This is a genomic window from Rhodococcus sp. NJ-530 (assembly GCF_003860625.1).
GTDB classification, from domain to species: Bacteria; Actinomycetota; Actinomycetes; order Mycobacteriales; family Mycobacteriaceae; genus Rhodococcus_F; species Rhodococcus_F qingshengii.
Map to the genome: position 1 here is coordinate 2,669,345 of NZ_CP034152.1, position 12,127 is coordinate 2,681,471.

General features: G+C 61.9%; 9 protein-coding genes. 2 read left to right on the plus strand and 7 right to left on the minus strand.

Features of this window, described 5'->3' with window-relative positions:
- Nucleotides 1–123: 123 nt before the first annotated feature.
- The 3 genes from EHW12_RS12630 to EHW12_RS12640 form a co-directional block, all read right to left on the minus strand.
- Nucleotides 124–1,482 (minus strand): L-serine ammonia-lyase, encoded by a 1,359-nt coding sequence (locus tag EHW12_RS12630; protein ID WP_125050884.1) that lies wholly within the window; start codon nt 1,480–1,482, stop codon nt 124–126.
- Nucleotides 1,479–2,693: an amidohydrolase gene (locus EHW12_RS12635; RefSeq protein ID WP_125050886.1), complete on the minus strand. Its 1,215-nt coding sequence runs from the start codon at nt 2,691–2,693 to the stop codon at nt 1,479–1,481. Before EHW12_RS12635 ends, EHW12_RS12630 begins: the two co-directional genes overlap by 4 nt.
- Before the next feature lie 84 nt (nt 2,694–2,777).
- Complete coding sequence (locus tag EHW12_RS12640) at nt 2,778–4,121, minus strand: DUF3100 domain-containing protein (protein ID WP_003942681.1); 1,344 nt, start codon at nt 4,119–4,121, stop codon at nt 2,778–2,780.
- Between the two features lie 136 nt (nt 4,122–4,257).
- Here EHW12_RS12640 and EHW12_RS12645 point away from each other — a divergent pair, with 136 nt between their 5' ends.
- The gene (locus EHW12_RS12645; protein ID WP_241199151.1) at nt 4,258–5,256 is read left to right on the plus strand and encodes an Lrp/AsnC family transcriptional regulator; all 999 of its coding nucleotides are present in this window, start codon (nt 4,258–4,260) and stop codon (nt 5,254–5,256) included.
- A gap of 36 nt (nt 5,257–5,292) precedes the next feature.
- On the opposite strand, the gene EHW12_RS12650 is transcribed toward EHW12_RS12645, so the two are convergent.
- The 4 genes from EHW12_RS12650 to ppk2 are packed head-to-tail and all read right to left on the minus strand — an operon-like array spanning nt 5,293 to nt 11,618.
- Nucleotides 5,293–6,258 carry an endonuclease/exonuclease/phosphatase family protein gene (locus EHW12_RS12650; protein ID WP_125050888.1) on the minus strand — a complete coding sequence of 322 codons (966 nt, stop codon included), beginning with the start codon at nt 6,256–6,258 and terminating at the stop codon, nt 5,293–5,295.
- A gap of 48 nt (nt 6,259–6,306) precedes the next feature.
- Nucleotides 6,307–8,001 carry a SulP family inorganic anion transporter gene (locus EHW12_RS12655; protein ID WP_003942720.1) on the minus strand — a complete coding sequence of 565 codons (1,695 nt, stop codon included), beginning with the start codon at nt 7,999–8,001 and terminating at the stop codon, nt 6,307–6,309.
- Nucleotides 8,002–8,018: 17 nt separating this feature from the next.
- A complete protein-coding gene (locus tag EHW12_RS12660) occupies nt 8,019–10,760 on the minus strand; it encodes a cation-transporting P-type ATPase (protein ID WP_125050890.1) in 2,742 nt (913 codons plus the stop codon).
- Nucleotides 10,761–10,787: 27 nt separating this feature from the next.
- Nucleotides 10,788–11,618 (minus strand): polyphosphate kinase 2, encoded by an 831-nt coding sequence (gene ppk2, locus EHW12_RS12665; RefSeq protein WP_228402274.1) that lies wholly within the window; start codon nt 11,616–11,618, stop codon nt 10,788–10,790.
- 191 nt (nt 11,619–11,809) lie between these two features.
- On the opposite strand from ppk2, the gene EHW12_RS12670 reads away from it, so the two are divergent.
- Nucleotides 11,810–12,061 (plus strand): hypothetical protein, encoded by a 252-nt coding sequence (locus EHW12_RS12670; protein ID WP_007734945.1) that lies wholly within the window; start codon nt 11,810–11,812, stop codon nt 12,059–12,061.
- The last annotated feature ends 66 nt before the right edge of the window (nt 12,062–12,127 follow it).

Sequence of the window (12,127 nt, forward strand, 5' to 3'; positions counted from 1 at the left end):
GTCACCGTCCACAAAGTCATGTCACCGAGTGTAGAAATCGGTACACCGGACTTCATCGTTCGAGAGGATGATATTTCCGGCGACGGCGTCCGCCCGCCCTCGCCGCTGCCGTCGACATCCCCCTCAGCACTCGACGACATTGACGGCGAGCCCGCCTTCACTGGTTTCCTTGTAACGCACGGACATGTCGTTTCCGGTTTGGCGCATGGTTTCGATGACGGTATCGAGGCTCACCACATGCGTCCCGTCACCGAGGTATGCGAGCTGAGCTGCGGTGACTGCAGTCGAGGCGGCTACGGCATTTCGTTCGATGCATGGGATTTGGACCAGGCCACCAACCGGATCGCAGGTCAGCCCCAGATGGTGTTCCATGGCAATCTCAGCTGCATTCTCGATTTGTCGTGGTGATCCGCCCATGACAGCGCACAAGCCGGCTGCCGCCATCGCGCAGGCAGCGCCGACTTCACCCTGGCACCCCGCCTCCGCACCCGAGATCGAGGCATTCGCCTTGATGATCGATCCGATTGCGGCAGCGGTGAGGAGAAAGGTTCGAACGTCGTGAACGCCGGCGCCCGTAGCGCGTATGTGGTGATAGAGCACCGCCGGCACGATGCCCGCAGCGCCGTTCGTCGGAGCCGTTACCACGCGGCCACCTGCTGCATTTTCTTCGTTGACCGCCATGGCGTAGACGGTCAGCCACTCGCGTGAGGAGGGGGCGCAGTTACGTTGTTCCAGTTGAATGTTCGCAGACCGTGCTCTTCGGCGAACTCCGAGACGCCCGGGCAATACACCTTCGGTCTGGGTGCCGCGTTCGATGCATGTGCGCATCGCGGACCAGATCGCGTCGATGCCGGCGAATGCCCGATCCTGGCCGTGCATCGCGATTTCGTCCGACAGTGCCAACTCGGCCATAGTTCCGGAGCCGCATTCCGCCAGTAGCTCTTTCGCGGTTCGATAGCGTGAGTTGATCGAATGCGCGCTTGCTTGCGTCTCCGTTCCGGCGCGCAGTACGAATCCGCCACCGATCGACAGATATGTACTCGTACAGACGATTTCGCGACCGCTGAAGGCGGTCAGTGTCATCGAGTTGGGGTGCCCGTGACGGCGAACGAGCGGCTCGAACACCATGTCCTCGTGAGTGAACACAACGTGCCCGAGTGAGCCGCCGACGAGCTTCACCGATCCGCCGTCCGAGAGCTCGGCCCAACGCCCGTGAACGTCGTTCGGCTCGCACGTTTCAGGATCCAACCCACGAAGTCCCGCGATCACCGCGTCGGGAGTGCAGTGCCCTATTCCGGTGGCGGCGAGAGAGCCGTGCAGATTGCAGCGAATACGGTCGACCGACGCGGTCAAGCCGGCGGCGGAGAGCTCGCCGACAAAAGTGCGGGCGGCTCGCATCGGACCGACCGTGTGTGAACTGGAGGGCCCGATGCCGATGGAGAAGAATTCGAGCGCGGAAACATAGACGCCGGTGGTGCTCATTCGGCGCTCGTGACGGTAGTCGCTCCTGACTCGCGCTGGGCCGCAATCGTCAGGAGGTTGGAGCGCGAGTCTCCGGTGGCGGCTCGGATCACAGTGCGCGCCATTGCAATTGCTCCGTGCAGAACAGCTTCGTCGCCCGCTGCGGAGCGGGCATCAGCGGCAAACTCGATCGTGTGAGGAACTCCGGTAACGCCGCGTAACGCGATCATCGGGTGGATCGAGGGAACCACCTTCGACACGTTGCCCATGTCTGTCGAGCCACCGGTCAGGGGAGTTCGGGCGGCCGCGGTGCGGCCCAGGCTCGCGATCTCCTCGTCCCAGATCGTCGCCAGCAAGCGATGTTGAACAAGCTCCTCGTAGCGCGGTTCGGCGCGTTCGGTCGACCAGGAGCAGTCGCTGGCCACAGCTGCGCCCTCGAAGCAGGAGAGCATACGACGCTTGGCGTCCAACAGCACGTCGAGTTCTGCGGCCCGAACTTCCGCTCGCACCAACGTCGAGGCCGGAATGATGTTTGTTGCTTCGCCGCCGTGCTCGACATAGGCGTTGAGCCTGACGTCGGACGGAAGTTGTTGACGGAGAAGTCCGATGGCGACCAAGGCGATCGTGGCGGCGTCACCTGCGTTGATGCCCTTGTGTGGCGCAGCGGCCGCGTGTGCGGCTCGTCCGGTGTAGGTCACGTCGAACCTGTCGACTGCCTGCGTTCCGGTGACGGTGCAGCTGACGTCTTCACCTGCAGCGCCGTGGACCATGATCGACATCGCCGCGCCTTCCCATGCGCCACGTTCGAGCAGCAAGACTTTCCCGCCGCCATGTTCTTCGGCCGGCGTACCGAGAAGGACGACGGTCAGGCCGTGTTCCTCCGCGACCTCTCCGAGCGCGATCGCTGCTCCCAGTCCGGCAGCGGCGATGACATTGTGTCCACACGCATGACCGATGTCGGGAAGGGCGTCGTACTCGGCGCAGACGACGACGCGGAAAGGGCCGGAGCCCCGCACCGCTTCGAATGCCGTCTCGAGGCCGTAGGCGGCGCGAGTAACCGTGAAGCCGGCTTCCTGTGCGGCGTCCGCCAAGAGGGCGGATGCCCGATGCTCTTCGAATGCCAGCTCTGGGTGAGCATGGATCGTGTGGCTGACATCGATGAGGCGTGATGCCCACTTCTCGATCGTGCTCGAAACCGTGTCTGTGAGGGTGAGGGTGTCAGCGATGGACATGGGTATTGCTTCCTTTCAACATCTTTGGTTCTCTGTGTCTTCGGATCGCGGTGTCTTCGGTTCTCAGCGTCTTCGGGTGCAGTTCTAGTGCCAGAGGCCCAGCGCGAACTCCGCGACGACCACGGAAAGTAGGTAAGAGGCGAGGATCGCGACGATTCCGACGGGCACGATCTTCCAGCCGATCGTCTTGAGCAAGGGAAGGTCCTTGCCGAGGCTGAGACCTGCGACAGTCAAGGTGAGGGTGCAGATCGAGAGAAAGTCGACAGTCCCGACGGTGCTCGAGACGAAATCACCGATGGGGGACCACGGTGTTGTCGCCAAGGCGCCGATGGTGATGATTGCGATCATCGCCGCGATCTTGCCGCGGGTCAGGCGGGCCACGCCGACGCCCAGGAGCAACAATCCGGTGAGGATCAAGTAACCGACGATGATCGATCGAGATACGCCACCCGCTGCGATCGAAGAGACGATGACCCCACCGACGAACAGAATCGGAACGATGGTGGTCAGCGGCACGGTGACGCTCGGCGCAACCGCTCGTGGGGCAGTGTCGGCTTTCCGTTCGCTGGTCGTCTTCGAGCGCTTGGTCAGTGCGCCGTAGATTCGATCAGCAAGGGGGAGTGCGACATACATGCCGACATACACGCCGAGGAGGCCGGTGATGATGTTGGATGTGGCCGCCACGGCGAGTACCTGGTCGGCCATCTCGGGGTGCGCTGAAACGACGCTGGCGGCAGCGGCAGCCATCATCGAGCCGGATCCGACGCCGGCACCCATCGCCAACGCGAGGGGGTCGAAGATGTTGAAGGATGTAGCCAGTGACGCAATCAGGCTGATCAGCACGGCACCGAACAGAGTGCCGAAGACGTACATCGACAGGACTCCACGGTACTGGTCGGAATCGGGGCCGTAGCGTTCGCTGACCATCGCGAAGGAACCCTCGCGGTCGATGGAGAAGGTTGCTCCGACGGTGGCCGGCCCCATCCGAAGGAGTACCGCCAGCGGGAGTGCGAGAGCGATAGTGCCGAACAAGTGCCCCAATTCCTGCAGTAGCAGTGCGGGGCCCGCCTCGAACAACAATTGGATGTTCGGGCCGATGGTGAAAGACAACCTTGCACAAAGCAAGAGAACAGCCAGGCCCATGATTGCCGAGGCTGCAGCCTGAAGGTCGAGGCCGAGTGGTTTCCACTTCTGGCTCGAGACGACACCGCCGGCAATCAGTCCCCACACCATGGGCAGGATCGTGATGGCGGCAGCGCCGACGGGAATCACTGCGGGGCCGATCAGTTGCGCGCCTGCCGCAAGCCCGAGGAGCAGAGTCACCACGATCCACAGGCGTGGCGACCGCATGGCGAAAACGACTTTTTGCGTCGCGGTTTGATCGCTGACCGGAGAATCGTCATGCGAGACAGGGAATGCTTCGGTCATGTCGGTGTCTTTCTCGAGGGGGCGAACGAACGCAAGATGTAAGCGTTCTCGAGGCTCAGGATTTGGTGGACTATTGATGTGATGAAGTTAGGATCGACGCGTTTCGATCCTGTTTCGGTGCAGCATTCTTTTGAAAGTGAGGTCCTCGGTGCAGGATCAGATGCTCAAGGACGACGATCTTCGGCTGTTGAACGCACTGCAGATCAGGCCGCGAGCGTCGTGGTCCGAGCTTTCACGCGCGATCGGTTCCGACCCGGTCACCCTGACCAGGCGTTGGGAGCGTCTGCACTCGCAAGGAATAGCGTGGATCGCTGCGTACCGTGGTGGACCCATCGTGTCGGCGACCGCACTTCTCGAGATCGAATGCGCACCGGCACAGACCATGAGCGTTGCCGAACAGATCGCGCACGATCCCGAAGTTCTCACAGTCGATCTCACAACCGGCAATCGGGATCTGCTCGTCACGCTCACCTGCACTGACCTCGATCAATTGTCCAGGTACGTGTTGGAGCGAACACAATCCCTGCCGATGATCACCGCGATGCGAACTCAGATCGTGTCCTCGGCGAACTCCGACGCGAGGAACTGGCGTCTACGTGCTCTCGATGCGGAAGAAATTGCCGCGCTCGAGTCGGCCCCGGCGGGAAAGATTCGTGGTGTACGCGCCGGCGAAGAGGAACAGTCGCAGCTGTTCGACATTCTTTCTCTCGAACCACGTGTCACCGTCTCGGCACTCGCTGCGGCCCTCGGAGTCACGCCGGCTCGCGCTGGGGCGCTCCTTTCTCACGAGCTGTCGACGGGGCGACTGGTCGTCCGCACGGAGATTGCTCGGCCCTACTCCGGCTGGCCGGTCTACGCCTGGTACTTCTTACGTCTCGACGGGCGAAAGGAGGCAATTGCTCAGCGCCTTTCGCACCTGCGTGAGGCGAGGCTTGTTGCTTCTACGATCGGCAGCTACGACATCGCATTGGCGGTGTGGCTGCGCTCGATCGACGACGTGCAGCGTCTGGAAGGTTATCTCGCCGACCAGTTTCCGGGCGTATCCGTGGTGGACCGGTCGATCGTCCTGCGTACGCCGCATCACCTGCATCGGACGATCGATGTGTCGGGTCGAAGCATGCCGAAGCACGGGTGATCCGCAACGCGTTCGCGCGGGTCGGGTGCTCTCCGACTAGTTGGGGATCGCCACGTCGACGATCAAGCCGAAGTGATCGGAACCTTCGATCTCGATCCGCTCGAGTGACTTCGCCTGACCGCCCCGCAGAAGTACATGGTCGATGCCGACGATCGCGGGAAATTTCTTGTCCGCCGGATAGGTGCGCACGATGCCTACCCCCAATTGGTCTGCGGCATCGGAGTAGCCGACATCGAGGAGGTCACGGAATTGCTTGTGCGTGAATGTGGTGTTGAAGTCGCCACTGACGATGACGGTTTCCTCGGCGGCAGCAGCGTCGAGCGCGTTTCGCAAAGTGCTCAGCTCGGCAGTCCACACGTCGGGCGGGGTCACGTACGCCGGTCCGGGGTGAACCGCCAGAAGGGTGAACGGAGTCGAGAAGCTCACTTCGGCAACAAGATTGGTCGGTCCGAATCCGTTCAATTCCCGAGTGTCCGTCAGCGGATAACGGCTGTAAATACCGGCGCCACCCCCGCCGGCCTCGTCCGGTACCAAGTAGTGATGCGGCAGCAGTTGCTCGAGTCCTTGATCTCTGAGAGAGCCTTCGAGTGATGTGGTCAGTTCCTGAACCGTCAGGACGTCGACTGCCTTCTCGCGCACCGTCGCAGTCAAACTGGCGGGATCTGCCTGCCCGAAGAGAAGATTTGCTTGCATTACGCGCAGAGTCGGCCCGTCGATTTCGGAACTGTTTGCCACATACAGTGGACTGATCACCGACGCGCCCACCGCAATCAGTACCACCGAGATCGCCAGCAGGATCCAGCGGCGAAAGACCAGGCATATCAGGGACGCTGCGAGTGTGACCGCAAGCAGTATCGGGACGAAGGAGGCCACGGCGATCAACGGGTTGATCGGCTTGGTGGAGTACAACGCGATCAGCGCGACAACGCCGACGGCGATACCGCCCACGCCGGCGACCTGAGCGATACGGCGTGCCGGAACATTGTCCGTCGTGAATCCCATACCAAACGGTACCCAATGCAGCCACGGCTCCCGACTGCCTGGCGTTTGTCAGTCGCCGGTTCGGGTGCGGAATGCGTTCACGGCGGCTTCGACGGTCGGGTAGAAGTGCGTCGAATCGAATCGATCCCCGACTCCGAATCGGATGAGTCGATCCTTGATCGGACCTTTCATCTCTGCGAATGCCAACCGAATTCCTTTGCCTTCGAGGAATGTATCCAGATCGACGAGTTCGTCGACTGCCGTTGTATCGAGTCCGGTGATCGGTTCGGCGGCTATAACCACCCAGTCGACCGGATCTGGCGCCTTGGCGACGACGGAGCGAACGTACTCGTCGAAGATCTCGCCGTTCGCGAAAAACAGTGGCGCGTCAAACCTCACCAACACCAGGCCGGGGATGCGATGCCCATCTGGATGGCGTTCGATGTCGTGGAATCCGGCGGGTTCGCCCGTCTCGACGAGTTCGGTTCGATGTGGCTGCCATACCTGCGCGATGACCGCTGCGAAGGACAGTCCGATCGCTACAAGGATGCCTTGTAGCACACCGACCAGGGCGACGCCCAGAAACGCCGCGACGGCGAGGCCGAATTCCACGGTGCTCATGCGCCACATGCGGACCATGCCGCCCACGTCGATCAGTGCACACGCGGCGACGATGACGACGGCGGCCAGTGTTGCATCGGGCAGATATGCCGTGAGTCCGGGAGCGACGAGGACGAACACCAGGACCGCGAGCGCCCCGACGACGCCGGCCAATTGTGTGTGCGCCCCACTCTGTTCGGCTACCGGAGTTCGTGACCCGCTCGCCGAGATCGGGAACCCGCCGAACAGCCCGCCGGCCACGTTCGCGACACCGATCGCCTTCATTTCGGTACTGCCGTTCACGTCCTCGCCGTGGCGGGCGGCGAAGGTGCGCGAGAGAACGCCGGTGTCGGCGAAGGCAATCAATGCGATACCGGCGGCGGGCCCGATCAGATGGCCGACGTCCTGCCAGGTGACTCCACCGACGGAAGGGAGGGGGAGTCCTTCCGGCAGTGCGCCGACCATGCCGATGTCATCGGTGAGACCGGCGGCAGCGGACAAGACTATGGCCGCGACAACGGCCACCAGAACGCCGGGAACAACAGGTACCCAGAGCCGGAAGGCGACTATGACGACTAGCGAACCGACACCGATGGCGGCAGCGAGGGGGTCGACGTCGCCACCCACCAGGGCCTTTGAGATCCCGCCGATTTCACCGAGTAGACCGGACGCGTCGACGGAGAATCCGAGCAGCTTGGGAATCTGACCAACTACGACGACGAGTGCAATGGCGTTGAGGTAGCCGAGGCGGATCGGTTTCGAGAGGAGTTCGGTCACGAAGCCGAGACGAAGGAATCCGCCGATCACGAGGATGAGTCCGACAAGAATGGCGAGAACACCGGCTAGTGCAAGCGCATTCTCCGAATCGCCGACCACTGCCAGCGGTATGACCGCGGCGGCAATCAGCGGCGCCAGTGACGAATCAGGTCCGAGTACAAGAATTTTCGAGGGCCCGACTACCGCGTACGCGAGCAAAGGCACGATGGTGGCGTACAGCCCGGCGTACGCAGGCAACCCGGCGGCCTCGGCGTAGCCCATGCCTGCCGGGATGAGCAGGGCAGTCAAGACGAGTCCGGCAGTGACGTCTGTTCGCAACCACTCGCGGCGATACCCACGGGCAGTCGCGACGCCCGGTAGCCGACCTAGACTCTCCGCCCACATCATCGTTTGATTGTCCTCCCTCAGTGGAGCGAACGGGCGCGCTCGGGGGCAACCGCGGTGGTCGCAGGGAGGGGCGCAGGTGCCTGTGCGAGGCGGCGGCGTCGAATTGCCTTGTCCAACTCGACGACAACCGGGATGATCAGCGACCAACCCAGGCAGGCGAGCCACTGGGCGCCGGTCAGTGAGGTTGTCATGAGGAGGTCCTGGAGGACGCCCGCCTCGACGGCGAATACGGTCACGACCGTGGGGATCGTCAAGATCTTGATGGCACCGAGAACCGGTGGAACCACGCCGGACTCGGGATCACGCCGCATGGTAAGCCCCGCGAGAATCGAACCGAGAGAGAGCACTACGAATGCTGTGGTCATGGGAACATTCGCCTCGGAAGTACTCATTTCACCGGGTGCGAGAAGCATCGCCGCGAGTGTCACGGCAAATTGCAGGACACCGTACGCGAGCCACTGAGCGACTGCGCTTCGATGTGCGATCGGCATCTTGGGATCGCGCGGAGGCTTGTTCATCAGATCCGGTGGCGGCGGGTCGAGCATGATCACGGCGACGGGGAACAGTGTGATGAAGAAGTGCTGGAACAGCACCATCAGTGGCGTCAGTGCCACACCCTCGTTGATGTTGAAGATGCTCGCAGCGAGGAAGAGGAGAACCAAGGAGAAGAGTTTCGACATCTGGTACCGGATGTATGAGACGATTTTCCCGTAGATGTTGCGGCCCAAAGTGATCGCGGTGATGAGGGTGCCGAAGTTGTCGTCGGTGAGCACCATCTTGCCCGCCTGTTTGGTCACCTCACTGCCCGAGCCCATGGCGACGCCGATGTCTGCCTTCTTCAACGCGGCGGCGTCGTTGACCGCGTCTCCGGTCATCGCGACGACGGCGCCACCGCTCTGCATGACATCGACCAAGCGAAGTTTGTCCTGCGGAGTGACGCGGCCGAACACGTGCAGGTTCGGCAACGCGGTCGACAGTTCTTCATCGGTCATCGCTTGCAACTCGCCGCCGCCCACCGAGCCCGGGCCGAGTCCGAGTTCGGCACCGATCGCTGCGGCGGTGATGGCATGGTCGCCGGTGATCATGCGGACCTCGATGCCGGCCCGGTGTGCGGTTCGCACCGAATCGACCGCCTCCGGACGCAGCGGGTCGATGATGCCTGCCATACCGACAAACGTCAGGTCCTCGACAAAGGACATGGGGTCGGCCACGACAGCGTCTTCCCGTCCGTCGAGGCGTCTGACCGCGAATGCCAGCACCCGAAGACCCTTTTCGGACATGGACTGATTTGCTGCCGTGAGTTCGTCTCGGACTTCCTCGATCGGTACCGGTCGGCGGCCGGGGAGGAAGGCCGAAGAACACCGAGCGAGGACGACATCGGGTCCGCCTTTGACCAATCCGACGAACTGGCTTTCGCCGTCGACTTCGAGGTGGTGGTACGTGGCCATGAACTTGTACGCGGAATCGAACGGAACCGTTGCCACCCGCGGGTAGGTCCGTCTGGTCAGTGGGGCGTCGGCACCGATCTTTGCCGCGAGCACCACGAGCGCGGCCTCGGTCGGGTCGCCGACAACTTCCCCGGAATCGGAAACCGTTGCATCGCTGTCGAGACACAGTCCGTATGCGAGAAGGGTGAAGTCGGGCGGTGCCTCGCCGGCAACCTGCGTGATCCTTCCCGCTTTGGCGTAGCCTTCGCCGTCGACCGTGTACCAACGGCCGTGGACGTACAGCGATCGGACGGTCATCTGGTTCATGGTCAGCGTGCCGGTCTTGTCCGAGTTGATTGCACTGGTCGCGCCGAGTGTTTCGACGTCGGTCAGGTTCTTCACGACGGCCTTGGCGTCGGCCAGTTGACGGGCACCGTAGGCCAGCATCGCCTGGACGAATGTTGGCAGGCCGGTCGGAATCGCGGACACTCCCATTGCGATACCAAGGAGCAGAAGCGTAGTCAGGTCCTGCCCACGAAGGAGCCCGATGACGACGATGACGATCACTGCCGTCCACGCGATGATTCCGAGAAGTTTGGTGAGAGAGTCCAATTCACGTTGAAGTGGCGACTTGCCAGGGGCGACCGCTGACAACATCGACGCGATCCGGCCTATCTGCGTCTGCATCCCGGTCTCGGTGACCACCATGGTCGCCGTGCCGCGGGTGACCGAGGTGTTCTGGAAGACCAGATTGCTGCGGTCTCCGAGCGGAATATCCGCGTTGTTCAGCGTATTAGGGTCCTTCGGTATCGGCGCGCTTTCCCCGGTCAATGCGGCTTCCTGCGTCTCCAGGGTGGTGGTGGCGAGCAACCGTCCGTCGGCAGCGATGATGTCTCCTGCCTCGACTTGGACGATGTCACCCGGCACCAGTTCGGTAGCGTCGAGTTGAATCAGGTTCCCGTCACGAATGACCCGTGCTTGGGGCGTCTGCATCTTGGCGAGGGCGTCGACGCTGGCCCGTGCCTTCAACTCCTGTCGAGTTCCGAGGACGATGTTGAGCACGACGAGCACCGCCACCACGATTGCTGTCGGCACTTCACCGATGGCGATGCTGACCGCGGCCACGGCGACGAGCATCAAGTTCATCGGATCTTTCAGCTGCAACAGCGCGATCGACCACGTCGACGGCGGTGGCGTCGAGGTGATTTCGTTCGACCCGTAGCGTCGTCGCCGTTGGTCGGCCTCATCCGACTGCAGTCCGCGCTCCGGGTCCGACTGCAGTACGGACACGACTGATTCGCCACTCTGCGCATGCCACGGCGTGGGGCTCATGACCGCACATCCTTTCCTTGGCGATCGTCAATACCGGGTCGGAATCCAGTGCAGCGGTTGTTTGGGAGTCTGGTAGCCGTGAGCCTTCTGCCGTTTCGGCAGGGTGATGTCCGTGGATTGCACGGGCTCGTAGGGGATCTGACTCAGAATGTGGCTGATGATGTTGAGTCGTCCGCGTTTCTTGTCATTGTTGTTTGCGACATACCATGGCGCCCAGCCGGTGTCGGTGAAGCGAAACATCTCGTCGCGGGCACGCGAGTAGTCGTACCAATGACTGAACGACTTCAGATCGAGATTCGACAGCTTCCAGATCTTTCGAGGGTCGTCGATCCGGCTCTGCAGACGTAAGAGCTGCTGTTCTTCGCTGACCTCGAGCCAGTACTTGAGCAGAATGACTCCCGATTCGACGATCGCGCGTTCGACGGTCGGAATGAGCTGGAGAAATTGATGTGCTTGTTCTTCGGTGCAAAAGCCCATTACTCGTTCTACACCGGCACGGTTGTACCAACTTCGGTCGAAGATGACGATCTCACCGGCAGCCGGAAGATGCGGGACGTAGCGCTGGACGTACATCTGCGAATGCTCTCGCTCGGTCGGGGCGGGTAACGCAACGACCCGGAACACTCGCGGACTCACTCGCTCGGTGATGGCTTTGATGACACCGCCCTTCCCCGCGGTATCTCGACCTTCGAATACGATGCAGACCTTGGCTCCAGACGATTTGACCCACTCCTGCAAAGCCACGAGTTCGCCGTGCAACGGCTTGAGTTTGCGGCGGTACACCTTGTTCTTCATCGGCTTTTCTGCCACGGGCGGCGCGTCGTCGGTAAGGGTCGACGGGGTGTCGTCGTGAAGAATCCGAGCGTTCTTTCCCACTTCCACTCCCTGGCATCATGAGCGCAACGCGAGCGCGCGGGGAACCGTCCGCCCTTATGTGTATGCCCCATATTCGGTGAACCTATTCTCTTCGCAATCGAGACCCGAATCGTGTTGTTTTCGAACCCTTTCCGAGTCTTGACGTGCTCGGCTGGACGGACGACCATTAATGGATGACTGGCGACGAAGAGTTGCTCCACGTCGAGCGGGTGATCACTCGCCTGATTTCCCGCTATCCCGCCGTTCCTCCACCGGAGATCGAAAACAGAGTGCGAACAATTCACCAGCGTTTTGCGGGATGTCGGATCCGCGACTTCGTGCCTCTTCTGGTCGAAAAGGCGGCCAGACAAGAGATCTCGGATCGGAGAATCGTGATTCCGATAATGGATGAGCGGTCGGCGAGTCTGAACTCTCTCGAGCTGTAGCCGGAACGGGGATCGTCGGCGCATACTGAAATGACCTTGGACCAGGGAGTTCTGGCCGAATGCAGG

What these genes read in the sequence shown, in the direction of transcription:
- EHW12_RS12630 (WP_125050884.1), bottom strand. Translation starts at nt 1,482, where the DNA reads ATGAGCACCACCGGCGTCTATGTTTCCGCGCTCGAATTCTTCTCCATC.
- EHW12_RS12635 (WP_125050886.1), bottom strand. Translation starts at nt 2,693, where the DNA reads ATGTCCATCGCTGACACCCTCACCCTCACAGACACGGTTTCGAGCACG.
- EHW12_RS12640 (WP_003942681.1), bottom strand. Translation starts at nt 4,121, where the DNA reads ATGACCGAAGCATTCCCTGTCTCGCATGACGATTCTCCGGTCAGCGAT.
- EHW12_RS12650 (WP_125050888.1), bottom strand. Translation starts at nt 6,258, where the DNA reads ATGGGATTCACGACGGACAATGTTCCGGCACGCCGTATCGCTCAGGTC.
- EHW12_RS12655 (WP_003942720.1), bottom strand. Translation starts at nt 8,001, where the DNA reads ATGATGTGGGCGGAGAGTCTAGGTCGGCTACCGGGCGTCGCGACTGCC.
- EHW12_RS12660 (WP_125050890.1), bottom strand. Translation starts at nt 10,760, where the DNA reads ATGAGCCCCACGCCGTGGCATGCGCAGAGTGGCGAATCAGTCGTGTCC.
- EHW12_RS12670 (WP_007734945.1), top strand. Translation starts at nt 11,810, where the DNA reads ATGACTGGCGACGAAGAGTTGCTCCACGTCGAGCGGGTGATCACTCGC.